Source organism: Bradyrhizobium sp. S3.3.6 (assembly GCF_040546905.1).
Taxonomy (GTDB): domain Bacteria; phylum Pseudomonadota; class Alphaproteobacteria; order Rhizobiales; family Xanthobacteraceae; genus Bradyrhizobium; species Bradyrhizobium cytisi.
In genome coordinates this window covers 247909-272336 of the sequence record NZ_JBEPOT010000002.1, presented here as the reverse complement: position 1 = coordinate 272336, position 24428 = coordinate 247909, and the positions used below count along the sequence as shown (strand labels likewise).

26 protein-coding genes and 1 pseudogene are annotated in these 24428 nt (G+C 64.0%); 12 read left to right on the top strand and 15 right to left on the bottom strand.

Annotated features, from left to right (window positions below):
• Positions 1-18: 18 nt before the first annotated feature.
• Together ABID59_RS05905 and ABID59_RS05900 are read left to right on the top strand one after the other, a co-directional pair.
• On the top strand, positions 19-204 hold the full coding sequence (locus ABID59_RS05905) for a hypothetical protein (RefSeq protein ID WP_007609848.1): 186 nt from the start codon (positions 19-21) through the stop codon (positions 202-204).
• A gap of 21 nt (positions 205-225) precedes the next feature.
• A complete protein-coding gene (locus ABID59_RS05900) occupies positions 226-996 on the top strand; it encodes an SDR family NAD(P)-dependent oxidoreductase (RefSeq protein ID WP_148748816.1) in 771 nt (256 codons plus the stop codon).
• Positions 997-1085: 89 nt separating this feature from the next.
• On the opposite strand, the gene ABID59_RS05895 is transcribed toward ABID59_RS05900, so the two are convergent.
• Together ABID59_RS05895 and ABID59_RS05890 are read right to left on the bottom strand one after the other, a co-directional pair.
• A complete protein-coding gene (locus ABID59_RS05895) occupies positions 1086-1856 on the bottom strand; it encodes an outer membrane protein (RefSeq protein ID WP_354082746.1) in 771 nt (256 codons plus the stop codon).
• A 169-nt stretch (positions 1857-2025) separates the two neighbouring features.
• Positions 2026-3294: an FAD-dependent oxidoreductase gene (locus ABID59_RS05890; RefSeq protein WP_354082745.1), complete on the bottom strand. Its 1269-nt coding sequence runs from the start codon at positions 3292-3294 to the stop codon at positions 2026-2028.
• Between the two features lie 121 nt (positions 3295-3415).
• On the opposite strand from ABID59_RS05890, the gene ABID59_RS05885 reads away from it, so the two are divergent.
• Positions 3416-3700 (top strand): hypothetical protein, encoded by a 285-nt coding sequence (locus ABID59_RS05885; RefSeq protein ID WP_148748813.1) that lies wholly within the window; start codon positions 3416-3418, stop codon positions 3698-3700.
• Positions 3701-3739: 39 nt separating this feature from the next.
• Here the strand turns inward: ABID59_RS05885 and ABID59_RS05880 are convergent, their stop codons facing one another.
• On the bottom strand, positions 3740-5257 hold the full coding sequence (locus ABID59_RS05880; RefSeq protein WP_148748812.1) for a caspase family protein: 1518 nt from the start codon (positions 5255-5257) through the stop codon (positions 3740-3742).
• 191 nt (positions 5258-5448) lie between these two features.
• Between ABID59_RS05880 and ABID59_RS05875 the strand changes: the two genes are divergently transcribed.
• The 4 genes from ABID59_RS05875 to fabA all read left to right on the top strand — a co-directional run bounded on the left by ABID59_RS05875 (position 5449) and on the right by fabA (position 10091).
• Positions 5449-6426: a helix-turn-helix transcriptional regulator gene (locus ABID59_RS05875; RefSeq protein ID WP_148748811.1), complete on the top strand. Its 978-nt coding sequence runs from the start codon at positions 5449-5451 to the stop codon at positions 6424-6426.
• Between the two features lie 280 nt (positions 6427-6706).
• Positions 6707-8251 (top strand): DEAD/DEAH box helicase, encoded by a 1545-nt coding sequence (locus tag ABID59_RS05870; RefSeq protein WP_354082744.1) that lies wholly within the window; start codon positions 6707-6709, stop codon positions 8249-8251.
• A gap of 128 nt (positions 8252-8379) precedes the next feature.
• A complete protein-coding gene (locus tag ABID59_RS05865) occupies positions 8380-9447 on the top strand; it encodes a GGDEF domain-containing protein (RefSeq protein WP_148748809.1) in 1068 nt (355 codons plus the stop codon).
• 113 nt (positions 9448-9560) lie between these two features.
• A complete protein-coding gene (gene fabA, locus ABID59_RS05860) occupies positions 9561-10091 on the top strand; it encodes a bifunctional 3-hydroxydecanoyl-ACP dehydratase/trans-2-decenoyl-ACP isomerase (protein WP_354082743.1) in 531 nt (176 codons plus the stop codon).
• Between the two features lie 62 nt (positions 10092-10153).
• Here fabA and ABID59_RS05855 read toward each other — a convergent pair whose 3' ends face one another.
• The 9 genes and pseudogenes from ABID59_RS05855 to ABID59_RS05815 all read right to left on the bottom strand — a co-directional run.
• Complete coding sequence (locus ABID59_RS05855; protein WP_148748854.1) at positions 10154-10594, bottom strand: TfoX/Sxy family protein; 441 nt, start codon at positions 10592-10594, stop codon at positions 10154-10156.
• A gap of 166 nt (positions 10595-10760) precedes the next feature.
• The gene (locus ABID59_RS05850; RefSeq protein WP_148748807.1) at positions 10761-11171 is read right to left on the bottom strand and encodes a HesB/IscA family protein; all 411 of its coding nucleotides are present in this window, start codon (positions 11169-11171) and stop codon (positions 10761-10763) included.
• Positions 11172-11220: 49 nt separating this feature from the next.
• Positions 11221-11592 (bottom strand): SUF system Fe-S cluster assembly protein, encoded by a 372-nt coding sequence (locus tag ABID59_RS05845; protein WP_148748806.1) that lies wholly within the window; start codon positions 11590-11592, stop codon positions 11221-11223.
• A complete protein-coding gene (locus ABID59_RS05840; protein ID WP_354082742.1) occupies positions 11589-12836 on the bottom strand; it encodes a cysteine desulfurase in 1248 nt (415 codons plus the stop codon). The genes ABID59_RS05845 and ABID59_RS05840 overlap by 4 nt, the downstream gene beginning before the upstream one ends.
• Positions 12833-14137 carry a Fe-S cluster assembly protein SufD gene (gene sufD / locus ABID59_RS05835; RefSeq protein WP_354082741.1) on the bottom strand — a complete coding sequence of 435 codons (1305 nt, stop codon included), beginning with the start codon at positions 14135-14137 and terminating at the stop codon, positions 12833-12835. The genes ABID59_RS05840 and sufD overlap by 4 nt, the downstream gene beginning before the upstream one ends.
• Before the next feature lie 11 nt (positions 14138-14148).
• Complete coding sequence (gene sufC, locus ABID59_RS05830) at positions 14149-14901, bottom strand: Fe-S cluster assembly ATPase SufC (RefSeq protein ID WP_354033498.1); 753 nt, start codon at positions 14899-14901, stop codon at positions 14149-14151.
• A gap of 61 nt (positions 14902-14962) precedes the next feature.
• Positions 14963-16459, bottom strand: a complete 1497-nt coding sequence (gene sufB / locus ABID59_RS05825) for a Fe-S cluster assembly protein SufB (protein WP_354082740.1) — start codon at positions 16457-16459, stop codon at positions 14963-14965.
• Between the two features lie 113 nt (positions 16460-16572).
• Entirely contained in the window at positions 16573-17712 is a 1140-nt protein-coding gene (locus ABID59_RS05820; RefSeq protein WP_354082739.1) for a cysteine desulfurase family protein, read from the bottom strand.
• An 84-nt stretch (positions 17713-17796) separates the two neighbouring features.
• Positions 17797-17916: pseudogene (locus tag ABID59_RS05815) on the bottom strand (acyltransferase family protein); the annotation flags it as partial.
• A gap of 176 nt (positions 17917-18092) precedes the next feature.
• On the opposite strand from ABID59_RS05815, the gene ABID59_RS05810 reads away from it, so the two are divergent.
• From ABID59_RS05810 to ABID59_RS05795, 4 genes are all read left to right on the top strand, one after another.
• Complete coding sequence (locus ABID59_RS05810) at positions 18093-18911, top strand: LytTR family DNA-binding domain-containing protein (protein WP_354082738.1); 819 nt, start codon at positions 18093-18095, stop codon at positions 18909-18911.
• Positions 18912-19265: 354 nt separating this feature from the next.
• A complete protein-coding gene (locus ABID59_RS05805) occupies positions 19266-19913 on the top strand; it encodes an alpha/beta hydrolase (RefSeq protein WP_007591562.1) in 648 nt (215 codons plus the stop codon).
• 7 nt (positions 19914-19920) lie between these two features.
• A complete protein-coding gene (locus ABID59_RS05800) occupies positions 19921-20433 on the top strand; it encodes a DUF1697 domain-containing protein (RefSeq protein ID WP_354082737.1) in 513 nt (170 codons plus the stop codon).
• Between the two features lie 43 nt (positions 20434-20476).
• Positions 20477-20767 carry a DUF1330 domain-containing protein gene (locus ABID59_RS05795; RefSeq protein ID WP_148748798.1) on the top strand — a complete coding sequence of 97 codons (291 nt, stop codon included), beginning with the start codon at positions 20477-20479 and terminating at the stop codon, positions 20765-20767.
• Positions 20768-20782: 15 nt separating this feature from the next.
• Here the strand turns inward: ABID59_RS05795 and ABID59_RS05790 are convergent, their stop codons facing one another.
• The 3 genes from ABID59_RS05790 to ABID59_RS05780 form a co-directional block, all read right to left on the bottom strand.
• Positions 20783-21106, bottom strand: coding sequence for a DMT family transporter (locus ABID59_RS05790; protein ID WP_148748797.1), 324 nt, complete (start codon positions 21104-21106; stop codon positions 20783-20785).
• 3 nt (positions 21107-21109) lie between these two features.
• Complete coding sequence (locus tag ABID59_RS05785; protein WP_354033494.1) at positions 21110-21787, bottom strand: glutathione S-transferase family protein; 678 nt, start codon at positions 21785-21787, stop codon at positions 21110-21112.
• Positions 21788-21864: 77 nt separating this feature from the next.
• A complete protein-coding gene (locus ABID59_RS05780) occupies positions 21865-22968 on the bottom strand; it encodes an anhydro-N-acetylmuramic acid kinase (RefSeq protein WP_354082736.1) in 1104 nt (367 codons plus the stop codon).
• A 165-nt stretch (positions 22969-23133) separates the two neighbouring features.
• Between ABID59_RS05780 and tyrS the strand changes: the two genes are divergently transcribed.
• The gene (gene tyrS, locus ABID59_RS05775; protein ID WP_354082735.1) at positions 23134-24387 is read left to right on the top strand and encodes a tyrosine--tRNA ligase; all 1254 of its coding nucleotides are present in this window, start codon (positions 23134-23136) and stop codon (positions 24385-24387) included.
• The last annotated feature ends 41 nt before the right edge of the window (positions 24388-24428 follow it).

The window sequence follows — 24428 nt, the reverse complement described above, 5'->3', positions numbered from 1 at the left end:
ACCGACAGGGAGGAACGCATGCGCAGATTTCTGCTGATCGCAGGCCTGTTTGCCCTCGCTGTCGGGCTGCTCTGGATCGGACAAGGCACGGGCACCGTCGCCTGGCCGCGATCGAGCTTCATGGTCAACCAGCTGCAATGGGCCGGCTATGGCGCCGCCATGGCAGGCTTCGGGCTGGTGCTGATCTGGCAAAGCAACCAATAGAAGAAACCAGGAAGTGAAAGCATGACATCCAACCGGTTCGATCTCCGCGGCAAGGTCGCGATCGTCACAGGAGGCAATGGCGGCATCGGACTCGGCCTCGCCCATGGGCTTGCGGACGCCGGCGCCGATATTGCCGTGGTCGGACGCAACGAAACCAAGTCGGCGGCTGCCGTTGCCGATCTCAAGGCGCGCGGCGTGAAGGCGATTTCCGTCACCACCGACGTCACCGACAAGGACGCGGTCGCGGCGATGATCGACCGCGTCGTTGGGGACCTCGGCCGCATCGACATCCTGATCAACAACGCCGGCATGAGCATCCGCAAGCCGCCGCACGAGCTCGAGCTCGACGAGTGGAACAAGGTGATCGACACCAACCTTACCAGCGCCTTCCTGTGCTCGAAGCTCGCCTATCCGGCGCTGAAGGCATCGGGCAACGGCAAGGTGATCAACATCGGCTCAATGATGTCGATCTTCGGCGCGAGCTTCGCGACCGCCTATGCGGCCAGCAAGGGCGGCATCGTGCAGTACACGCGCGCCTGCGCGAATGCCTGGGCGCCCGACAACATTCAGGTCAATGCGATCCTGCCGGGCTGGATCGACACCGATCTCACCCGCGGCGCGCGGCAGCAGGTGTCGGGTCTGCACGAGCGCGTGCTGGCGCGCACGCCTGCGGGGCGCTGGGGCGACATCGACGACTTCGCCGGCATCGCTGTCTTCTTGGCCTCGCCCGCTTCGAATTTCGTCACGGGCACCGCGATCCCCGTCGATGGCGGCTTCTCGGTGATGGCCTGAGGCGCCTTTCGCGTAAAAAAGAAGCCCCGGCGATGCCGGGGCTCTAAGTTTTTGGCAGTGATCTTTTTTGCTGGTTGGTCGTTTGTTGCTCAGTAGCGGCCGATGACCGGCGCATCGAACTTGTAGCTCGCGCGCACAACCGCCCACTGGATGTCGCGCGGCTTGGCATCGAAGGTGTAGTTACCCGAGGTGCCGCCGAGCTGATAGGTCTGGCTGCCGAAGGCCGCGTAATTGTACTCGAGGCCGACGATCCAGTTGCGGGTGATGCCGTATTCCCAGCCGGCGCCCACGGTCCAGCCGTTGGCCCAGTGGGTCTGACCGCCGTTGCCCGTCGCCGGGCCGACCGTGTCGGTCACCGACAGGCGGTTGTTGACGCCGGCATAGCCGCCCTTGATGTAGAACAGGTTGTTCTGAACCGCGAAGCCAGCGCGACCGACGACGGTGGCAAGAACGTTCGCACGCCAGGAGAACACGTCGTCGCCCGCGCCGAACGCGGTGTTCACGATGGTACCCTTGTTGTTGAGGCCGGAGATCGTGCCTTCCATGCCGAACACGTAGTTGTTGGCCTGCCAGTTGTAGCCGATCTGGGCGCCGCCCATGATGCCGCTACCACGCTGACGATAGCCTTGGCCGGGCGTCAGATCACCGAACGGCGCCCCGATTCCATTGTTGATGAACTGCTCGTTGGTCCATGCGCCACCGATGTGGCCGCCGACATAGAGGCCGGTCCAGTTGAACAGAGGCTCGATATAGGCCGGCGCCTTGGTGTAGGGCCGCGCGCCGAGATCGGCAGCGGAAGCAGCGCCGGTCGAAACCAGAGCGGTCGTGCAGGCGAAGGCGGCAATCAATTTGTTACGCATGATACTGGTACACCCCGTGTCCTTTGATGGGTGCACGCTCACAGACAGTTCTTACTCAAATTTGAATCAAGAGAGTTAAGGCGCCGGATTGACGCATTGCGGTCTATAAATCCGCGTGCGCTGTTGCGCGAACGCAACGCAAAGCGCGCGATTTAACGCGACATTATCCCTACTGAATCCCTGACGCCGGCGCGGCCTTTGAACGCACGTGCTCGGGCCGCACACCGAGCGCAACGAAGCGCGCCGCAATCCCCTGAAGCCATGGCGATGCGGAGATCAATCGCAGGAGCAGCGGCACCTTGAGCGGGTGATCGCCGCCCTGCAGCGCGCCCCTGATGATGTTGTTCTGCACGATCACCTGCATCGCCTGGGTCATCTTCACCGGGAACTCGCGGCGGCGCCGCACGGTATCGAGCTCGTCCTCGGATGGACAGCCGCGCTGAAGCTTCTCCGCGAGCAGGTTTGCAGTCGCGACCGCGTCCTGTACGGCGAGATTGACGCCGACGCCGCCGACGGGCGACATCGCATGCGCGGCGTCGCCGATGCAGAGCAGGCCCGACCGCGTCCAGCGTGGCAGGCGGTTGATCGCGACGGTCAGCAGCTTGATGTCGTCAAAACTCTTCACGTCGGCAATTCCGGATCGCAGGACCGGCGCCATGCGGACGACGTCGTCGAGCAGTGCCTGCAACCCCCTCGCCTTCACCGCATCGTATTGCCCTTTGGCGATGACATAGGCGCACTGCCAGTAATCGCCACGGTCGAACGTGACCATCATCCTGCCGGGCTCGATCCGTGCAAACAGATTCTCGGTCTCGTCCGGCTTGCGGCCGGCACGGAACCAGAGCACGTCCATCGGCGCGCCGATCTCCTTGACCTCAAGGCCGGCGCGCTCGCGCACGGTCGAATGCCGGCCGTCGCAGGCGACGGTGAGATCGGCCTCGATGTCCACAGTGCCGTCTGGCGTTTCCGCGCGCACGCCGGCGATGGTCTCGCCGCGGCGGATCAGGTCGACCGCCTCCGTGCTCATCATCACCTTGAGCGAGGCGAAGCGCCCGCCTGCCTTGCGCAGGAAATTCAGGAAATCCCACTGCGGCATAAAGGCGATGAAGGGGTATTTCGTGTTGAGCCGGCTGAGATCGGCGATCCGCACCTTGGTGCCGCCGAACAGGCCATCCATCGTCTGCAAGCGCTGATGCGGCAGCTTGAGGAAGCCGTCGATCAGGCCGAGCTCGTCCATCAGCTGTAGCGTCGAGGGATGCACGGTATCACCGCGAAAATCGCGGAAGAAATCGGCGTGCTTCTCCAGCACCACGACATCGATGCCGGCGCGCCCGAGGAGATAGCCGAGCATCATTCCCGCGGGCCCACCGCCGACAATGCAACACCGGACTCTCACGGAGTGACCTACGGTGTGCTGAGGCGTATCTGTTTCAGCCATCAGATCCTCGCTTGCGACTTTAGTCCGCTGTGCGGTGCAACAAGTCCGAATTGGTTTGCCGTGAGAGCGAATGGTCCGTAGCGTTGCTGACGAGTTCGATTGATTTCAGGATGATCTTGCTGTGCGCACCCTCCTCATAGTGCTTAGCATCTGGTTGTTGATCAACGTGCTTTTTGTCGTGATCATGCTTCCGGCGCGCAAACCGCGAAGACTGGATCCGCGGGCGACGGGTGCGCTTGCACCTGTGCGGATCGATCAGCATGGCTATCCGTTTGAGGAGCAGGAGAAGCTCCTGCTCAGCCATGTCATCATCTCGATCGCCATGGGAACTTTCTTCTCGCTGGCGCCACCCCTGATCGAGGCCATCGACTCTGCCAAGCGCCTCTTCAGGAAGCGCCGGCCTTAGCGGACCAGTCCCCGCCCGCTTCGGAGCCCCCGAGACAGCTCAATTGTTGCTGCGGTTGGCCGTACGAAAACTCTTGACCTCGGAAACGCTGCCGTCGCGATAGGTCAATTCGACCGACATGAACTGCGTGGCCGGAGGCAGCTTCTCGTAGAGCAGCATGCCGGCCGTGATCGCCGAGGGATCGCGGAGGTCGCAAGGCGGCAGCTTCAGCACCTTGTCCGGCACCGCCGTGTCGATGCCGATCCGCGCCTCGCGGATCGCGCAGCGATATGACACCAGATGGGAATAATACACCAGCAGCCCGTTAAACTGACGGAACGACAGCCAGCTCGTGGCGGTCATGTCGAGGATCTTGCGCTGGTCCCGGATCAGCGCCGCTTCGGGATCGAACTTGATCGGGAACGGGCCCTGCATGTCACCGGACGCGTCGACGTAGCGGACCTCGATGGTGCCGGCCTGCGCGTCCGGGGGCAGCTCGATCGACGGGTTCGGCATCCGCTTGCGCGTGCGCGGATCGAGCGCGTCGATGAAGCCGGTCTCGCGGAAATCACCATTGCCTGCCATGCGCCAGGACACCCCGAGGGTGGGATCAGCGAAGGAGAACGTTACGCTCCAGCCGCCATTGTGGCGCGAGAAGCTCGCGATCGGCGCGTTGGTGGTCTCTTCCTTCGGCACGCGCGGCACCGAGACCGGCGGCAGCGCCGCGAGCTTCTGCGGCGGCGGGTCGGCCGGACGCGCGGCCGCGGCATCCTTCGCGGCTCCGCTGAGGAAGACGTCGTCGACCATCTGGTCGAAATAGACCGGCACCTGCTTGTGCTTGACGGTATCGGCCATCTCGCTGACCAGGCGGCGCGTGTGCTGCGCGACCTGCACGAGGTTCTCGCCGGGCTGCAGCAGCTCCTTGGCGAAGGTGCGCGTGAACACCGAATTGGGATTGGCATCATCGTTGGAGAGGCGATCGAGCGCGGTCTGGCGCGGACCTGCCGAGAACACCGAGAACACGCCTTCGGGCAGCTGCGTCATCGGCGCAAGCCCACCACCGCCGGCGACTGCGCGCGTGCCGCTGCGCTCGAACGGATTGTTGCGGCAGGCGTCAAACACCAGGATCGAGGTGCGCGCCTTCTTGTTCTGGAGGCGCTCGACGACACGATCTGCGAGAATCGAAGCGTCGCGCACCAGCTCTTCCTGGCCTTCGGCCGCCGCCGGCACGTCGGTCGGCAGCAGATAGTTCTGGCCCGCAATCTCGAACCCGTGGCCGGCATAGAAGAAGAACGCGGTGTCGCCGGGCTCGATCGCCCGGTCGAAGGCGAGCAGCGTCTCGGAGAATTGCTGACGGTTCTGGTTTTCGGCGACCATCACGGTGAAGCCGAGTTGCTTCAGCGTATCGCCCATGGTGCGGGCGTCGTTGACGGCCTTCAGGAGCTTCGGAACGTTCCTATAGTCATTGTTGCCGACGACGAGCGCGACACGCTTTTCGGCATGTGCGGCACTCGCGAAACCGCTGAGGCCCGCCGCCAGGCCGAGCGCCGCCAAAATTCTGAAAAACCGACGCGTCATCGTGATATTCCCGCTGCAGAACGGCTCCCCGTTGGCTCCATGCGGAACCTTACGCCGTTGATGTGATAGTCGGTCCAGCCGTAACGGCGGTTCAACCGGTCCGTCCCCGCGGCGCCATGATTTGGCCTATAGAAGATTCTCGTGGAATCTGCTTCTTCTTGGGCGGAATTCCGTTCGAGACGAGGGCTGCCGTGTATCGCTGGTGCACCGACGAGGTCGAGCCGCACGATCGCTTCGATTTCTGGCGCGAGGTCCGCGCCAAGGGGCTGTTCGGGGTCACCGCCGAGCTCGAGCGCGAACGGCGCGGCGACTTCTACGGCGAATTCTCGCTGAGCCAGGTCGGCAATGGCGCCCTCGTGGAGCTGAAGGCGTCTTCCTATGCGGTCGAGCGCAGCCAGGCCGACATCGGCTACGCGCCGGGTGACAGCATCTGCGTCTACCAGCAGCTCGGCGGCGGCGGTTGGTTCGGCGGCATGCGCTCGAGCGATTTCGCGATCGCCAATGGCGGCTTTGCCACCAGCCATACCGACCTGCCCTACCACACGAGGCCGTTGGGCGATTCCGGTTTCCATCTGCGGATCCTGAAGATCCCCGTCAGCGGCCTCGCGACACAGGACAAGCGCACGCGCGAGCTTGCGCCCAAGGTTTTCAACGATCCCGCTCTCGCGCCTCTGCTCGACGCCTGCTTTGCCGACCTCGGCGACGCCGCCGCGAATGATGGTTCGTCCGGCGCGGTCCCGCTTGTACAGGCCTTGCTTGTACAGGCCTTGGGGCAGCTGGCGCTGATAGAGCGCGGCATCGTCAGGCCGGGCAGCCGGCGCGGACAGGCCGCGCTCCGGACCGGCCGCCTCTCGCTGGCGCGGCGCCTGATCGCGCGCCATCTGCAAGACCCCGATCTGGCGCCGACGCGTGTCGCCGACCTGCTCGGCGTCTCCGTGCGCCATTTGCACATGCTGTTCGAGGTCGCCGACCGCAGCTTCTCGCAGACCGTGACGGAAGAGCGGTTGAAGCAGAGCCGCCGCTTGATGTGCGAAGCGCCGGAGCGGCTGATCGCCGACATCGCCAGCGCCTGCGGCTTCGAGAGCCTGGCGACCTATTACCGGGTCTTCAACGCCGCCTATGGCATGGCGCCCGGCGATTTCCGGGCCCGGGCCGCAGGCGCGCGTTAACCACCGAGCTGGCTGCTGCGGCGAAAAGCCCAGCCGCGCCCGGTATTTGGGCAAAAACCTGAGGGTTTTTAGGGTCTTCCCGCGCCTGCTCCATTGACTTTGGCCGATTCCGCCCTATGTTCCGGGTCGACGCGGCTCGGTATCGAAGAGCGATTCCTGAGCTGGCGCTTTGTTCGCGTGAGTCAGCACCCCCAGCTTCTTTGAGAGCGCGCCGTTTCGGGGTGGAACGCGACAGCCTTATTACCCTCGATTCCGAACGGCGGTTTCGACCAGAGGCTCAATGTCCTTTTCCAATCTCGGACTATCCGAAAAAGTCCTCGCCGCAGTGGCGGCCACCGGTTACACCACCCCCACCCCCATTCAGGAACAGGCGATCCCCCACGTCCTCGCACGCAAGGATGTGCTCGGCATCGCCCAGACCGGCACCGGCAAGACCGCAGCCTTCGTGCTGCCGATGCTCACCATCCTCGAAAAGGGTCGCGCCCGCGCACGCATGCCGCGCACACTGATCCTGGAGCCGACCCGCGAGCTCGCAGCGCAAGTGAAGGAAAACTTCGACCGCTACGGCGCCGGCCAGAAACTCAACGTCGCCCTGCTGATAGGCGGCGTCTCCTTCGGCGACCAGGATGCCAAGCTGACCCGCGGCGTCGACGTGCTGATCGCCACCCCGGGCCGGCTGCTCGACCATACCGAGCGCGGCGGTCTGCTGCTCACCGGCGTCGAGCTGCTCGTCATCGACGAAGCCGACCGCATGCTGGACATGGGCTTCATTCCCGACATCGAGCGCGTCTGCAAGCTCGTCCCCTTCACGCGGCAGACCCTGTTCTTCACCGCGACCATGCCGCCGGAGATCCGGCGCATCACCGAAACTTTCCTGCACAATCCGCAGAAGGTCGAGGTTTCCAAGCCCGCCACTACCGCAGTCACCGTCACGCAGTGTCAGGTCCCGGCCGGGCGCGAGGCGCATGAAAAGCGCGAATTGCTTCGCCGCCTGCTGCGCGAGGCCAAGGATCTCCAGAACGCGATCATCTTCTGCAATCGCAAGCGCGAGGTCGCGGTCGTTCACAAATCGCTTCAAAAGCACGGCTTCAGCGTCGGCGCCCTGCACGGCGACATGGACCAGTCGGCCCGCACGGCGGCACTCGAACAGTTCCGCAAGGGTGAGTTGCCGCTGCTGGTCGCCTCAGACGTCGCCGCCCGCGGCCTCGACATTCCCGAGGTCAGCCACGTCTTCAATTTCGACGTCCCCCACCATCCCGACGACTACGTCCATCGTGTCGGCCGCACCGGCCGCGCAGGCCGGTCCGGCATGGCGATCTCGCTCGTTACGCCGCTCGACCAGAAGTCGATGGTCGCGATCGAGAAGCTGATCGGCCAGAGCATTCCCCGCGCGGAAGGCGATTACGAAGTACATGCGGGTTCGGGTGAGCAGGGCGACCGTCCGCGCGAATCGCGCGGACGCGATCGCGAACGTTCCCGCGGCGGACGCGGCAAGCCGCAGCGCGGTCGTGACCGTGAGCGCAGCCACGAGCCGCGCGAGGCGCGACACTCCTCGGAGGCAGCGCCTTCGACGGATGCAACGCCTGCCGCTGAAGCACGGTCTCCTCGCGAAGCGAGGCCTGTTCGCGAAGCAAGGCCTCCGCGCGAGGCAAGGCAGCCGTCCGAGCCGCGCGGAGGATCGCGCCAGCCGGCCAATCCGTCGCATGTCCCGTCGATCGGCCGTCCCGAGCCGCGCCGCCAGCGCGAAGCCGATACCGAGCCCGGCGATCACTCGCACCTCCCGGCCTTCCTGCTCCGACCGGTCCGCTCCCCCGCCGGGGCCTGAAACCACGATACACGCGTGAGTTGAGCGGTCGACCGTTTACCGACCGTTCATCATCGTCCGTTAGCCTACGAACATAATTTAAGCATTGCTGCGGTCGCGAGCGCATCGACCGTTGTGGGGTATGTTCTGTGGTCAAGGTTCTCGATGAACATGAACGCACGATGGCGTTTGCCGAGGTGGCGCTCGGTCAGATCCGGTCGCTGAAGCAAACCGCAATTCCCCGCAATTACGAGATCTGGTACGTCTACGCGACCGGCTACAATGCCCCGCTCAACAAGATCATCAACGAGACGCTGGCACGTAGCGGCAAGCTGACCGAAGCCGATCTCGAGCAGATCTACGACACCTATCTCTCCCACATCAAAACGACCGACCGCATCGACAAGGTCGGCGCGCGCGTCATCGGCGAGATCGACGACGTGATGTCCGTCTTGAGCGACGCGCTCGGGATGACCGGTGCCTACGACACCAGCCTGTCGCGCGCGACCGAGCAACTGTCCTCGGCCAAGAGCCGCGAGCAGATCAAGGCGATCGTCGAGACGCTGCTGCGTTCGACCGACGAGATGCGCGAGACCAACAAGGCGCTGGAAGGCCGGCTGACACTGTCGAAGAACGAGATCAGCAATCTCCAGCACAGCCTGGAAGCGATCCGCGCCGAGAGCCTGACCGATCCGTTGACCGGGCTCGGCAACCGCAAATATTTCGACCGCATGATCGGCATGGCCGTGCAGAACGCACTCGCCTCGGGCGAGCCGCTGTCACTGCTGCTGTTCGACATCGACCATTTCAAGTCGTTCAACGATTCCTACGGCCATCTCACCGGCGACCAGGTGCTGCGCCTGGTCGGCCTGTCCATGAAGCAGACCATCAAGGGCCAGGACATCACTGCGCGCTATGGCGGCGAGGAGTTCGCCGTGCTGCTGCCCAACACGGCGCTGCGCCAGGCTCTCACCGTCGCCGACCATATTCGCCGCGCCGTGATGGCGAAGGAGCTGAAGAAGAAATCGACCGGCGAGATCCTCGGCCGCGTCACCATCTCGGTCGGCGTCTCCATGCTGAAGCAGGGCGACGACACCGATGCCCTGATCGAGCGTGCGGATGCCTGTCTCTACGCCGCCAAGCGCAACGGCCGCAACCGCGTGATCTGCGAAGTCGACCCGGAATACGCGGTCGAGACACACAACCGGGTGGCGTGAGGCGGGACACGGCGGGCCGAGAGACGCGGGCCGCGCTTGACATTCCAACCTGACGGACGACATCTTCCTCGCCACCTGCAACGTCTGATCGCGCGTATCGAGGACTTGTTGTCGTGCCCAATCCTCATGATTTTCACAGGCCACAACCGTCTTACACCAGGGACGAGCTGCTGAAATCGATCGAAGGCGGCTATTTCGGTCCGGGCAATGCGCAATTGCCGGCGCCGCCGATGCTCATGATGGACCGCATCACCGAACTCAGCCTGAACGGCGGCGAGTTCGGCAAGGGCCATATCGTCGGCGAGCTCGACGTTGTGCCGGACCACTGGTTCTTCGATTGTCACTATCGCGGTGACGCGATGATGCCCGGAAGTCTCGGCCTGGATGCGATGTGGCAGATGGTCGGCTACTGGCTCGGCTGGTCGGGCTCACCGGGCAAGGGCCGCGCCATCGGCGTCGGCGAGGTCGAGGTCACGGGCGCCATCACGCCGACGACGCGATCCGTGCGCTACGAGGTCACCATGCGCATGGTCCGCCGCGGCAAGCTGGTGCTCGGGATAGCCGACGGCCGCGTGCTTGCTGACGGCACCTGTGTGTTCGTGGCGAAGGATATGCGGGTTGGTTTGACCAAGGCCGCGGAGTGACGTGCCGTAGGGTCGGCAAAGGCGCGCTTGCGCCGTGCCCACCATCTCTCCACACCGGGACTTCAACGGTGGGCACGCTTCACTTTGCCAACCCTACGAACCGACTTCTTGGCTGGCCGTTTTTTCGCAACGGGCTTCTTCGGCTCCGCCTTCTTCGCGACCTTCTTCCCCTTCGGGCGCTTCTTCACCTTGGCGCGCTGGGCGGCGGCGAGCGCCGCCCTCGCCCATTGCGCCAGCTCCTCGGAATCGTCGAACAGCCGCGCCGGCAGCTCCCAATAGGAGTTCACCAGCACGGTCTTGGCGCGGGTCGAATACTGGAAGGGCTTTGAGCCTTCCGCTTCAAAATCGGGAATGGTCACCTCGTCGGCGCGGAAGAACAGGCCGGCGCGAAGGGCGAGTGCGAAGTTGATGCCGTCGGCGGAGATGCCGTAGCCGGAGAACATCTTTCGGATGGCGACGGGGCCGAAATCGGCGAACAGGTCGATCAGGAATTCGCGGTCCATAGGCATGCTCTCTCGTGCCCCGGATGCAGCGCAGCGTGAAACGGTGCGCTGCTGAGCCGGGGCCCAGCCGTCTTTGTACTGGTGACTATAGCGTGGGTCCCGGCTCTGCACAGCAGCACAAGCGCGCTGCAGCGCGCCCGGGACACGAGAGCAACGACGGAGAAATCTACCCGTCGATCTGCGCCGGGCGCAGCTCGACCGATTCGCCGCAGCCGCAGGCGGAGATCTGGTTGGGATTGTTGAAGACGAACTGGGCCTGCATCTTGTCGGCCTTGTAGTCCATCTCGGTACCGAGCAGGAACAGCACGGCCTTGGGGTCGACCAGGATCTTGACGCCCTTGTCCTCGACGACCTCGTCGGTCGGGCGGATATCATGGGCGTATTCGACCGTGTAGGACTGGCCGGCGCAGCCGCCATTCTTGACGCCGACACGCAGGCCGACGATCTCGGAATCGGCGCGCTGGGTCAGCTCGCTGATCCGCTGGGCAGCGGCATCGGTCAGCCGCATCACCTGCGGGCGCGGACGCCGCGGCTTCGGGGTGGATGCTGGTGTCGAGCCGGACGAGATCTGGGTCATGTTATTTATGTGGTCCGTTGCGGAGCGAATTCAATATCGAGGTTACGCGTCACCACATGTTGAGGACGAGGCGCGCCTCGTCGCTCATGCGTTCCGGCGACCAGGCCGGCTCCCAGACGACCTTGACGTCGACCACGCCGACGCCGGGAACGCTGGCGACCGCGTTCTCGACCATGGTCGGCAGCTCGCCGGCGGCCGGACAGTTCGGCGTCGTCAGCGTCATCTGCACGTCGACGGAGCGATCGTCCTTGATCTCGACCTTGTAGATCAGGCCCAGCTCGTAGATGTCGGCCGGGATCTCCGGATCGAACACGGTCTTGAGGCCGGCGATGATCTCGGTCGTGAGACGCTCGGTCTCCTCCGGCGGCAGCGCCGAATGAGTCTCCATCGGATTGGCTTTGATTTCGGCCGTGTCACTCATGCGAACAAATCCCGCGCCTTCAGCAGCGCCTGTGCCAGATGATCGACTTCTTCCCGCGTATTATACATGCCGAACGAGGCCCGGCATGTGGCCGTCACGTTGAACCGCTCTAAAAGCGGCATCACGCAATGGGTGCCCGCGCGCACCGCGATGCCCTGGCGGTCGATCACGGTGGCGACGTCATGGGCGTGCGCACCCTTGAGCTCAAAGGAGATCACCGGGCCCTTGCCTCGTGCGGTGCCGATCAGCCGCAGCGAGTTGATCTCGCGCAAGCGATCCTGGGCGTAGGTGACCAGATCGTGCTCGTGGGCAGCGATGCGCTCCTTGCCGATCGAATTGACGTAGTCGATGGCCGCGCCAAGGCCGACGGCCTCGACGATCGCGGGCGTGCCCGCCTCGAACTTGTGCGGGGGATCGCCATAGGTGACGACCTCGCGTGAGACCTCGCGGATCATCTCGCCGCCACCGTTATAGGGGCGCATCGCGACGAGATGGTCATACCTGGCCCAGAGCACGCCGATGCCGGTCGGACCGTACACCTTGTGGCCGGTAAAGACGTAGAAGTCGCAGCCGATGTCCTGGACGTCGACGGGCAGATGCACGGCGCCCTGGCTGCCGTCGACCAGCACGGGAATGCCGCGGGCATGGGCGATCTTCACGACGTCCTTGACCGGCACGATGGTGCCGAGTGCGTTCGACATCTGCGTGATCGCGACCAGCTTGGTCTTCGACGTCAACAGCTTCTCGAACTCGTCGATGAGGAAATTGCCCTCGTCGTCGACCGGCGCCCACTTGATCACGGCACCCTGGCGCTCCCTCAGGAAATGCCAGGGCACGATGTTGGAGTGGTGCTCCATGATCGAGATGACGATCTCGTCGCCCTCCTTGATGTTCGGCCCGCCCCAGGACGAAGCGACCAGATTGATCGCTTCCGTCGCGTTGCGGGTGAAGATCACTTCCTCGGTCCGCGCGGCGTTGATGAACTGCGCGGCCTTGGTGCGGCCGCCCTCATAGGCTTCGGTCGCGGCGTTGGCGAGATAATGCAGGCCGCGATGGACGTTGGCGTATTCGGATGTATAGGCCTGCGTCATGCGCTCGAGCACGGCGCTGGGCTTCTGGGCGGATGCCGCATTGTCGAGATAGACCAGCGGCTTGCCGTAGACCTGCATGGCGAGCGCCGGAAAGTCCTCGCGCACGCGCGCAACGTCATAAGACCCGTTCATGACTGCGGGATGCGTGCTCATGACCGACGCTCCAGCCAGCGCTCGGCAATGCCGATCACATGCTCGCGCAAGCCGTCATCAGCGATCTGCTCGATCGCTTCGCCCACAAAAGCCTGGATCAGCAGCGCCTGGGCCTGCTTCTCCGGCAAGCCGCGCGCCTTCAGATAGAACAGCAGGTTTTCGTCCAGCGCGCCGGCGGTGGCGCCGTGGCCGCAGGAGACGTCGTCGGCAAAGATTTCCAGCTCCGGCTTGTTGTCAGCCTCGGCTTCGTCAGAGAGCAGCAGCGCACGGGTCATCATCTTGCCGTCGGTCTTCTGCGCATCGGGGCGAACGATGATGCGGCCCTGGAACACCGAATGGGCGCGATCGTCGATCACAGCGCGAAAAACCTCGCGGCTGACGCAGTTGGGTACCGCATGATCGACGACCAGCGTGGTGTCGGCATGCTCGGTCTTCTGCAACAGGTTGACGCCGTTGATCGAGAGCTCGCTGCCCTCACCCGCCAGCGTGATGAAGCCTTGCAGGCGGCTGACGGCAGCACCGGTGGTCATGTTGAAGAAATTCAATTTGACGTTGGCGCCGACCGTCACGAAATGCGAGGTTACGTTCAGCGCGTCGGGCGCGTCGTCCATCAGGCGGATATGCGCGACATCGGCATCGTCGCCGACCGTGACGAGCACGGCGTCGTCGATCTGGTAGGCCTTGGCGCCAGCCGCCACGAAACTCTCGACGATGGTGGCGCGAGCGCCCTTCCCGATCGCGACCTGCGAACGGGTGAAGGCCGACGCGGAAGCTGCGGTCGCGATGTGGATGATCTGGATCGGTGCGGACAGCTGGGCGCCGTCGGCAATCGACAGCACCACGCCATCGGTCGCCATCGCCGCGTTGAGCGCGATCACGGCGTCGGTGGCAGCGGTCTTCAGGAGACCCGCATCCTTCTCCAGCGTCTCCCGCAACGTCTTGAAACTCGCCTCGGTGGCGAGCGCCTTGACGTCTGACAGATCGGCGGCGAACACGCCGTCGACCAGCACCAGCTTGCGGGCACCCTCGATCGCATGCGCCTTGATGGCATCCGAGGCGCGTTTCAGAGCGGCCGCATCGGGCGCGGCCGCAAGCGGCAGCACCTCGCCGACCAGCGCGCGCAGGTCGGTGTATTTCCATTCCTCGATCCGGCGGTGCGGCAAGCCGAGACGCTCATAGGTCTCGAACGCCTCGCGGCGCGCCGCGATCACGGACGGCGAACCCGGCAGCCGGCCTTCGGCGCTGGTGAAGAGATCGCTCACCGCGCGGCCCTTTCCGGTCTTTGCCACAGCAACGTTCATTGCAAGATTCCTTACGCGGCATCCTCGAACTGGGTGTAGCCGGACGCTTCCAGCTCCAGCGCCAGTTCCTTGCCGCCGCTCTTCACGACGCGGCCCTTCGACATCACGTGCACCACGTCGGGCACGATGTAGTTCAGCAGCCGCTGATAGTGGGTGATCACGACCATCGCGCGCTTGGGCGAGTGCAGCGCGTTGACGCCGTCGGCTGCGATACGCAGCGCATCGATGTCCAGGCCGGAATCCATCTCGTCGAGGATGCACAGGCTCGGCTCGAACAGCGCCATCTGGAGCACCTCGTTGCGCTTCTTCTCGCCGCCGGAGAAGCCAACATTGACGCCGCGCTTGAGCATGTCCTGGGGGATGTTCAGCGACTTCGAGACCTCGCGGACCTTCTTCAGAAAGTCCGGCACCATCAATTCGCTCTCGCCGCGGGCCTTGCGCTGGGCATTCAGTGCGGTCCGCAGGAAATTCATGGTGGTAACACCGGGAATCTCGACCGGATATTGGAACGCGAGGAATACGCCCTTGGCAGCCCGCTCCTCCGGAGCCATCTCCAGGAGGTCCTCGCCTTTGAACAGGATCTGGCCGCCAGTGACCTCATAGCCGGGCTTGCCGGCAATGACATGGGACAGCGTCGACTTGCCGGAGCCGTTCGGCCCCATGATCGCATGGATCTGACCCTCGTTCACAGTCAGAGTGAGCCCATGGAGGATCTCACGCTCCTCGACACGAACCTGCAGGTCTTTCACTTCAAGCAAAGCCATCTTGGCATCCAGTTCATTCAATTGATGTTGGAGCGCCTGAGCGCACCGCGAGGGTCGGCAATTAGCCAACCGACCCTTCAAGCGAGATCGAGATCAGCTTCTGCGCTTCCACCGCGAACTCCATCGGGAGCTGCTGGAGCACGTCCTTGACGAAGCCGTTGACGACCAGGCCAACCGCTTCTTCCTGAGAGAGCCCGCGCTGGACGCAGTAGAACAGCACGTCTTCGGAGATCTTCGAGGTCGTCGCCTCGTGCTCGAACGTCGCCGAGGAGTTCTTGGCCTCGATGTAGGGCACGGTGTGCGCGCCGCATTTGTCGCCGATCAACAGCGAATCGCAGGCCGTGAAGTTACGCGCGCCGGTGGCTTTCCGGTGCGCGGTGACGAGGCCGCGATAGGTGTTCTGCGACTTGCCGGCGGCGATGCCCTTGGAGATGATGCGGCTCGACGTATTCTTGCCGAGGTGGATCATCTTGGTGCCCGAATCGACCTGCTGGAAGCCGTTCGAGATCGCGATCGAGTAGAACTCGCCACGGGAATTATCACCGCGCAAGATGCAGCTCGGATACTTCCAGGTGATCGCCGAACCGGTCTCGACCTGGGTCCAGGAGATCTTGGAATGGTTGCCGCGGCAGTCGCCACGCTTGGTGACGAAATTGTAGATGCCGCCCTTACCTTCCGAATTGCCCGGGTACCAGTTCTGCACCGTCGAATATTTGATCTCGGCGTCGTCATGCGCGACGAGCTCGACCACGGCGGCATGCAGCTGGTTCTCGTCGCGCTGCGGCGCGGTGCAGCCTTCGAGATAGGAGACGTACGAGCCCTTGTCCGCGATGATCAGCGTGCGCTCGAACTGGCCGGTGTTGCGCTCGTTGATGCGGAAATAGGTCGACAGCTCCATCGGGCAGCGCACGCCTGGCGGCACGTAGACGAACGAGCCGTCGGAGAACACCGCCGAGTTCAGCGTCGCGTAGAAATTGTCCGAGGTCGGAACCACCGAGCCCAGATATTTCTGCACCAGCTCGGGGTGCTCGCGGATCGCCTCCGAGATCGGCATGAAGATCACGCCGGCCTTCTTCAGCTCGGCCTTGAACGTGGTCGCCACCGAAACCGAATCGAACACGGCATCGACCGCGATCTTGCGGCGGGCCGGATCTTCCTCGCCCACCTTGGGCTCGACGCCCTCGAGCATGGCCACTTCCCGCAAGGGGATGCCGAGCTTCTCGTAGGTCTTCAGGATCTCCGGATCGATCTCGTCGAGCGAGGTGATCGTCTTCTTCGGTTTCGGCGCCGAATAGTAATAGAGGTCCTGGAAGTCGATCTTGGGATAGTCGACGCGCGCCCAGGTCGGCTCCGTCATGGTCAGCCAGCGCCGATAGGCCTCAAGCCGCCACTGGAGCATCCAGGCGGGTTCGTTCTTCTTCTCGGAGATGAACTTGACGGTCTCTTCCGACAGCCCCTTGGGGGCCTTGTCGGATTCGATCAGGGTCTCAAACCCATAACGATACTGGTCGACGTCGATGCGCTTGACGCGCTCGACCGTCTCTTGGACGGCTGGCATTCTATCCTCCGCTCGCGGTTTCAAGGACCGCGGTGGATCAAACTCGGACGAGTATTACGATGTTTCTCTGCGGAAAGCACGGGCTTAGAACCGTTCAAGCCGTGTTTCGTCGCTTAGCCTCTAAGTAGGGTATTACCGAGCTTTCGCCAAGCCTCCAGGCACCGATTGATGTCCCCCGGCTGCGTGGACCAGCCCAGACTGAGGCGCACCGCTCCTTGGGCCACGCTGGCATTGTACCCCATCGCCGAGAGCACGTGGGACGGCTGGACCTTGCCGGAGGAACAGGCCGAACCGGAGGAGACGGCGATGCCTTCGAGGTCGAAGCCGATCACGGCAGTCTCGGCCTTGAGCCCCGACGCGGTGAACAGGACGGTATTTGGCAACCTCTTCACGTTTTCCGCGAAGATGCTCGCCCCGGCAATGCCCCGAATACCATTTTCCAAGCTATCTCTTAGACTTGTCATGCGCTCCGCATCTTCCGGCAGAGCCTCAAGGGCGGCTCTCACCGCTGCCCCAAAGCCAGCGATACCGGCGACATTCTCGGTTCCCGCCCGTCGGCCGAGCTCCTGTCCGCCGCCACGCAGCACCGGCTCCAACCCGGCAAGCCCCTCGGCGACGACCAGCGCGCCGACGCCTTTGGGGCCGCCGATCTTGTGCCCAGAAAAGCTCGCAAGATCCGCGCCTACCGCGTTAATATTGAAACCAATTTTGCCGAGCGCCTGGATCGCGTCGACATGCAGGAGGCCGCCCGCCTCGTGGACGATCCGCGCTGCTTCAGCCACCGGCTGGAGCGCGCCGGTCTCGTTGTTGGCCGCCATGATCGAGACCAGCGCCGGAGGGCCGGCGGCGACGAGCGCGCGGAGGTCATCGAGATCGACCACGCCGGAGCTTGTGACCCGGATCCGGCCGATGTCGTTGGCCGGGAATCGGCCGCCCGCCAGCACCGAGGCGTGCTCGACCGCGGAAACCAGGAGCCGCCGCACCGGCTCACCCGATCGGCTGCGCAAGCCGGGCGACAGCGCCAGCGCATTGGCCTCGGTTCCGGCGGAGGTGAACACCACGTTCCGCGGCAGCGCGCCGATGGCTGCCGCAAGCGAGCTACGTGCGTCCTCGACCAGCCGCCGCGCCTCCCGTCCCTCGGCGTGGACCGAGGACGGATTGCCGATCAGCTCGTAAGCGGCCAGCACCGCTGCACGCGCCTCGGCGCGCAGCGGCGTGGTCGCATTCCAGTCGAGATAGACGCGGCTTGGCATGCGTCCTCTTAGCACCTTTTCTCCTTGCGCCAATCAGCCGCCGCCGCACATCAGGCCGGCTGTTGCTGCGCAATTCCGCCAACGCCCCCAGGATACGCAGAGCATGCCGACGTGGTAGAAGATCAAGAGCCCGAAGGCTAAAATCCGCACCCAATCCAGATCGATGCGTCGTTCCGAAATCGAAACTTGCTGCGGTGTTGACATGGTTCTCTGCTCCTTGACGGGACGGCAAACGCGGTTTTCCGGCCATGACTGACAGCCAAGATGCCCCCGAAACGGAGCGCGTCGAAACGGTTTGGGATCAGGACCGGGCGCTAGGGGATGAGGCGTCGGCGTCCGGGACGAGCGGTTGGCGCGGCGGGATCAGTGGCGAATGGACGATGTTCGCTGCGATCGCAGCCGTCGCGCTCGCCATCGGTGTCGTCAATGCGCTCTCGGGCGCGCAGGACGCCGCCTGGCGCGGCGACAGCTATGACATTGGCCGGCGGCTGTTCTGGGAGCTGTCGAGCATCATCGTCATCCTGCTGCTGGTGCCGATCCTGACGCTGGCCGTGCGGCGCATGCGCCAGGCACATGGGCTGGCGATACGGATCGGAATCGCCGCGGTCGCCCTGCTCGGCTTCTCGGCCTTCCACATCACTGGCATGGTGGGCTTGCGGAAACTCCTGCTTTGGCTGGCGGGAGGCGGCTACGACTTCCACTTCTCGCCGGCAACGGTCCTGTACGAGTTCCGCAAGGATGCCGTGACCGCCTTGCTGCTGGGAGCAACGCTCTGGCTGATCGAAAGCCGGCGTGAGCTGAGGAAGGCCGCCCGCGTGGCCGCGTCCATGCCGGCCGCTGCGCAGGAGCAACCATCATCCGATCTGATCTGGCTCCGGGATGGCACCAACCGCGTCCGCGTCGCGCCGCGTGACATCCTCTGGGTCGCCTCCGCCGGCAACTACATCGAATACATCCTCGCCAACGGCACCCAGCACCTGATCCGCGGCACGTTGGCCGCAACCGAAAGCGAGCTCGCCCGCTTCGCCATCGTGCGCGTGCACCGGACCAGGCTCGCCAATCTCGACCGCGTGAGCGGCGTCGACTTCAAGCCCTCAGGGGACTTCGAGCTCACGTTCGACAACGGGCAGACGCTCGGGGGCAGTCGCCGCTACCGGCCCGCGGTCGCCTCGCTTGGAGGGCGTACCGCGCCTGTGTGAATCGCCACCGTCGGTCGCCCGACGGTCGATAAACGATCGTGATTCCAATCAGTTGCCGCCACAGATGCGAACCGGGCCATGACCCCGCTCCACCCCGGCTGCCATTGGCATGACACCGCGATGATGAGCCTAAGTTCTTGAGCACATTGGCAGATGTCGAAGATGCTTGCTTTTAGCCCCGCAGCCTATGTTAGAACGCGGCCGTCAAGTCACCGCGCGCCATTTGCGCATCACCGCGAGGCGCACGCCTTCTCGTCCTTCCATTCGCGCTCTCGCCGGCGTCGCTGCCGATGAGGCCACAATCGGTTGATTGCGGAGAACCGCCTCTCCAGGACATCAATCAAGAGATCACCCATGCCTGAAGTTATTTTCACTGGCCCCGCCGGCCGCCTCGAAGGCCGCTATCACCCGGCCAAGCAGAAGAACGCGCCGATTGCGATGGTCCTGCATCCGCATCCGCAGTTTCACGGCACGATGAATCATCAGATCATCTACCAGTGCTACTACGCCTTCGCGCATCGCGGCTTCTCGGTGCTGCGCTTCAATTTCCGCGGCGTCGGCCGCAGCCAGGGCTCGTTCGACCACGGCACCGGCGAATTGTCGGATGCCGCAGCAGCCCTCGACTGGGCGCAGACGATCAATCCCGAGGCGCGCGCCTGCTGGGTCGCCGGATTCTCGTTCGGCGCCTGGATCGGCATGCAGCTTTTGATGCGCCGTCCCGAGGTCGAAGGCTTCATCTCCATCGCGCCGCCGGCCAACCTCTACGACTTCTCGTTCCTCGCGCCCTGCCCGTCGTCGGGCCTGATCGTGCACGGCGAGAAGGATGCGGTGGTGCCGCCGAAGGACGTCAACACGCTGGTCGAGAAGCTGAAGACGCAGAAGGGCATCGTGATCGACCAGCAGGTCATCCCCGGCGCCAACCACTTCTTCGACGCCAAGCTCGAGCCGCTGATGGAAACCATCACGGCGTATCTTGATATGCGCCTCGCCAACGTGCGGTGAGATTGACATGACCGCGTTCGTAGCCCTGCTGCGCGCGGTCAATGTCGGAGGTACCGGCAAGCTGCCGATGACCGAACTCAAGACGATGTGCGAAGAGCTCGGTTTCGGTGCCGTGCGCACCTACATCGCCAGCGGCAATGTGGTCTTTACCAGCCGCAAATCGGAATCCGCGATCAAAGCCGCGCTGGAAAAGCGTTTGCACACCTACGCCGGCGTGCCGCTCGGTGTGCTCGTGCGCAGCGATAGCGAGATGGCAAAGGTTTTGGCCGACAATCCGTTTGCTAAAATGGCGCCCAACCGCACGGTCGCGATCTTCCTCGACAAGGCGCCGCCCGCGGACACGCTCGCCGAAATTCGCGGTCAGAAGGGCGAAGAGGTCAAGCTCGGCCGCCGCGAGATCTACGTGCATTACCGCGACGGCATGGGGACTTCAAAACTCGTGATCCCCGCCGCCAAGACCGGCACCGCGCGCAACATGAACACCATCGCGAGCCTAGCGAAGATGGCCCTGGAGCTCTAGCTAGCTGACCGAGGATGACATCGCCCGGTTCGGGAGAGAAACATTGAAGGCGTATCTGGTGCTCGACCTGTCGGTGAACGACGTCGCCGGCTTCAAGACATATATCGCTGAAATTCCCGCCTTGATCGCCAAGCACTCCGGGCGCTACATCGTCCGCGGCGTGGAGCCGACCACGATCGAGGGTGATTGGGCGCCCGAGCGCCTCGTCATCATTGAATTTCCGGAGCGCAAGAAGGCGCAAGCTTTCCTGGACGATCCCGACATCCAGGACCTCTTCAAGCTGCGCCACGCCACGACGACGAGCAAGCTGCTGCTTGCCGACGGCTGCACCTGATCGCTGTGGCGCCGCCTAGGCCAGCTTCAGCGCGACGATCCCCATCAGCACCAGCGCGATGCCCGCAAGCTTCATCGCGCTCAAGGCCTCGCCGAACAGCACGACGCCCATGGCGAAGGTTCCGGCGGCGCCTATTCCGGTCCATACCGAATAGGCGACGCCGACCTCGAGCACCTTCAACGCACGCCCGAGCAGGAAGACAAAGGCGGCGAGCAGCACCAGCGAAACGATGCTCCAACCGATGCGCGTGTAGCCTTCGGCATATTTCATCGAGATTGCCCAGCCGACATCGAGTGCGCCGGCGATCACCAGCATCAGCCAGGCCAGAGACTGCGACATAGCTCAGGCCGCAAGCTTCAAGAGATGCGCGTCGTGGCGCACCAGGAAGGCGCGCAGCAATTGCGGATAGTCGGCGTCGACCGCAGTGCGCACGCTCGGACGTTTTGCGAGCTCGCTCCGCCACGCGCGCACCTTGGGGACATCGCTGAAGATGCCATGCTCGGTCAGTTCATCGAACAGGTCGAAATAGCGGAAGACCGGCGCGAACACCGCATCGACCATGCTGAACGCTTCGCCGGCGAAGAACGGGCCTGCGCCCAGCGCCGTCTCGACGCGCGCGAACTTCGTCACCAGCGCCTGACGCTTGCTTTCGAACGTCGCCGGATCGGTCGTGGTCTCCAGGCCCCAGAGATCGCCGAGGATCGCCGAGCCGAACTCCATCCAGGCGCGGTGCTCGGCACGCTTGAGGGCATCGGCCGGATGCAGCTTTGCGCCGGCTTGCGTCTCCTCGATGTACTCGCAGATCACGTTGCTCTCGAACAGCGCGACCTCGCCCTTGTCGGTCGTCACCACCAGCACCGGCACCTTGCCGAGCGGCGACAATTTCAGAAACCAGTCAGGCTTGTTGGCGAGATCGATATCGATCCGCTCGAACGGAACGCCCTTCTCCTTCAGCGCGATCACGGCGCGTTGAACGTAAGGGCAAAGCTTGTGGCTGATCAGTTTGAGCGAAGCGGTCATGACTAATCCCGACAGTTGGATGCAGTTGCATCAATATAGATGCATCTGCATTCATCCGTCAAGGTCGACCACCTCACTCAGGGCCGCGCGATCACCCCGCCCGTCATCGGCATCGGCACGCCTGTCGTGCTCGGATAGGACAGAGGCAGGCCCTTCAGGCCGCGCGCTGCGAGGAAGCCGAAGGCCTGCGCCTCGATCGCGTCGGAGGCCCAGCCGAGCGTCTCAGCTGCCTCGACGGTCGCCGTGCCGACCCGCTCCCGCAGCCTGCGCAGCATGGTCAGATTACGTGCGCCGCCACCGCAGACGATCCAGCTTCGCGGCCGCCGCGGCAGCAACGGAATGACGCGCGCGATCGCAGCCGCAGTGAAAGCGGTGAGCGTCGCGGCGCCATCGGCCGGCTGGACATCGCCGAGCTTCAGCGCGGCGAAGTCGTTGCGGTCGAGCGATTTCGGCGGCGGGCTTGCGAAGAACGGCAATTCCAGCGCGCGGGCGATCCAGGCCTCGTCGGCCTTGCCGAGCGCCGCAAACTTTCCTTCCGTATCGAACGCCTGGTTCATGGTGCGGTACATGAAATCGTCGAGCAGCGCGTTGCCGGGCCCGGTGTCGCAGGCGATCAGCGTGTCGTTGCCATCGATATAGGTGATGTTGGAGACGCCGCCGATATTGACCACGACGATCGGCCCTTCGCGCGCCAACGAATTGGCAAGCGCCCGGTGGTAAACTGGCACGAACGGCGCCCCCTGCCCGCCAGCCTCGACGTCGGCGGCGCGGAAGTCGTGCATCACGGGGATATGGATGGCTTTGGCTAGCGCCAGCGCATCGCCGATCTGCACCGTCAGCCGCCGCTCGGGCCGGTGCAGCACGGTCTGGCCGTGGAAGCCGACGATGTCGATGTCTTCGGGCTTCATCCGGTTCTGGGCGACAAAGGCGGCCACCGCCTCGGCATGCGCCAGCGTCACCGCGCGCTCGGCCTCGGCCAGGATCCCGGGCCGGGCATCGCGTTGCAGCAGATGCACGGCCTCGGACAGCGCCTGGCGCAGCAGGTTGCGCTCCGCCGGGCTATAGGGCCGGTAGCCGGACGGCCCGAACGCTTTCACCTGCTTTCCGTCGGTTTCGATCAGCGCGACGTCCACCCCGTCCAGCGAGGTGCCGCTCATCAAACCGAGTGCCGTCAACATCATGGATCAGCGTCCTCAAAACCCTTCCTCCGGCATGCCGATCTTGTGCCAGAGGGACACATCTTATAATGCCACAGCGCCAAGTGGCGGGCAGCAATCCAGTTCCAGCGGAAGTCTCCTAAATTGCTCCCAAAACAGTAAACCAAGAATTGTCAGGCATGCCGACAGATGACTGCATTTAAATCGGATTTCCTCAACACCCTGCAGGAACGTGGTTTCATCCACCAGTGCTCCGATTTCGAGGGGCTGGACGCGCTCGCCGCCAAGGGCGAGGCGATCGCCTATGTCGGCTACGATTGCACCGCTCCTTCGCTGCACATCGGCAACTATCTGACCATGATGCTGCTGCACTGGTTTCAGCACTCCGGCAACAAGCCGATCACGCTGATGGGCGGCGGCACCACCATGGTCGGCGACCCCTCCGGAAAGGACGAGACGCGCGCGATCCGCACCGTCGCCGAGATCGAGGCCAACAAGGCTTCAATCCGCGGCGTGTTCGCAAAAGTGCTGCGCTACGGCGACGGCAAGAGCGACGCCATCATGCTCGACAATGCCGAGTGGCTGACCAAGCTCAACTACATCGACATGCTGCGCGACGTCGGCCGGCATTTCTCGGTCAACCGCATGCTGACGATGGATTCGGTCCGCCTGCGCCTCGAGCGCGAGCAGGAGATGAGCTTCATCGAGTTCAACTACATGATCTGCCAGGCCTACGACTTCGTCGAACTGGCCAAGCGGACCGGCTGCCATTTGCAGATGGGCGGCTCCGACCAATGGGGCAACATCATTATGGGCGTCGATCTCGGCCGCCGCATGGGTACACATCAGCTGTACGCGCTGACCACGCCGCTGCTGACGACCGCATCGGGCGCCAAGATGGGCAAGACCGCGCAAGGCGCGGTGTGGCTCAACGCCGACCAGTTTTCGCCGTATGATTTCTGGCAGTACTGGCGCAACACCGAGGACGCCGACGTCGCCAAGTTCCTGAAGCTGTTCACGACGCTGCCGATGAGCAAGATCAAGAAGCTCGAAGCGCTCGGCGGCTCGGAGATCAACGAGGCCAAGAAGGTGCTCGCCACGGAAGCGACCGCGCTGCTGCATGGCCGCGACGCAGCGAACGAAGCGGCCGAGACCGCACGCCGCACCTTTGAGGAAGGCGCACTCGCCGAGAGCCTGCCGACGGTGGAAATTCCGCGCGGCGAGCTGGAGGCCGGACTCGGCGTGCTCAACGCCTTCGTCAAGGCGGGCCTCGTCGCCTCCAATGGCGAGGCACGGCGCCAGATCAAAGGCGGCGGCCTGCGCGTCAACGACGGCCCCGTCACCGACGAGAAGATGGCGCTGTCGGCTGCCAATCTGACGCCGGAAGGCGTGATCAAGTTGTCCTTCGGCAAGAAGAAGCACATCCTGCTCAAGCCTGCATAGGCGTATGAGCTTTTGATGCTTGTCAGGGCGCGTCGATGCGC

Coding starts and splice junctions, on each gene's coding strand:
- ABID59_RS05790 (WP_148748797.1), bottom strand. CDS start 21,106: ATGTCGCAGTCTCTGGCCTGGCTGATGCTGGTGATCGCCGGCGCACTC.
- ABID59_RS05845 (WP_148748806.1), bottom strand. CDS start 11,592: ATGAGTGACACGGCCGAAATCAAAGCCAATCCGATGGAGACTCATTCG.
- ABID59_RS05850 (WP_148748807.1), bottom strand. CDS start 11,171: ATGACCCAGATCTCGTCCGGCTCGACACCAGCATCCACCCCGAAGCCG.
- ABID59_RS05870 (WP_354082744.1), top strand. CDS start 6,707: ATGTCCTTTTCCAATCTCGGACTATCCGAAAAAGTCCTCGCCGCAGTG.
- ABID59_RS05810 (WP_354082738.1), top strand. CDS start 18,093: ATGTTCGCTGCGATCGCAGCCGTCGCGCTCGCCATCGGTGTCGTCAAT.
- ABID59_RS05905 (WP_007609848.1), top strand. CDS start 19: ATGCGCAGATTTCTGCTGATCGCAGGCCTGTTTGCCCTCGCTGTCGGG.
- ABID59_RS05855 (WP_148748854.1), bottom strand. CDS start 10,594: ATGGACCGCGAATTCCTGATCGACCTGTTCGCCGATTTCGGCCCCGTC.
- sufC (WP_354033498.1), bottom strand. CDS start 14,901: ATGGCTTTGCTTGAAGTGAAAGACCTGCAGGTTCGTGTCGAGGAGCGT.
- ABID59_RS05805 (WP_007591562.1), top strand. CDS start 19,266: ATGCCTGAAGTTATTTTCACTGGCCCCGCCGGCCGCCTCGAAGGCCGC.
- tyrS (WP_354082735.1), top strand. CDS start 23,134: ATGACTGCATTTAAATCGGATTTCCTCAACACCCTGCAGGAACGTGGT.
- sufB (WP_354082740.1), bottom strand. CDS start 16,459: ATGCCAGCCGTCCAAGAGACGGTCGAGCGCGTCAAGCGCATCGACGTC.
- ABID59_RS05890 (WP_354082745.1), bottom strand. CDS start 3,294: ATGGCTGAAACAGATACGCCTCAGCACACCGTAGGTCACTCCGTGAGA.
- ABID59_RS05785 (WP_354033494.1), bottom strand. CDS start 21,787: ATGACCGCTTCGCTCAAACTGATCAGCCACAAGCTTTGCCCTTACGTT.
- ABID59_RS05900 (WP_148748816.1), top strand. CDS start 226: ATGACATCCAACCGGTTCGATCTCCGCGGCAAGGTCGCGATCGTCACA.
- ABID59_RS05840 (WP_354082742.1), bottom strand. CDS start 12,836: ATGAGCACGCATCCCGCAGTCATGAACGGGTCTTATGACGTTGCGCGC.
- ABID59_RS05800 (WP_354082737.1), top strand. CDS start 19,921: ATGACCGCGTTCGTAGCCCTGCTGCGCGCGGTCAATGTCGGAGGTACC.
- ABID59_RS05780 (WP_354082736.1), bottom strand. CDS start 22,968: ATGATGTTGACGGCACTCGGTTTGATGAGCGGCACCTCGCTGGACGGG.
- ABID59_RS05880 (WP_148748812.1), bottom strand. CDS start 5,257: ATGACGCGTCGGTTTTTCAGAATTTTGGCGGCGCTCGGCCTGGCGGCG.
- sufD (WP_354082741.1), bottom strand. CDS start 14,137: ATGAACGTTGCTGTGGCAAAGACCGGAAAGGGCCGCGCGGTGAGCGAT.
- ABID59_RS05895 (WP_354082746.1), bottom strand. CDS start 1,856: ATGCGTAACAAATTGATTGCCGCCTTCGCCTGCACGACCGCTCTGGTT.
- ABID59_RS05820 (WP_354082739.1), bottom strand. CDS start 17,712: ATGCCAAGCCGCGTCTATCTCGACTGGAATGCGACCACGCCGCTGCGC.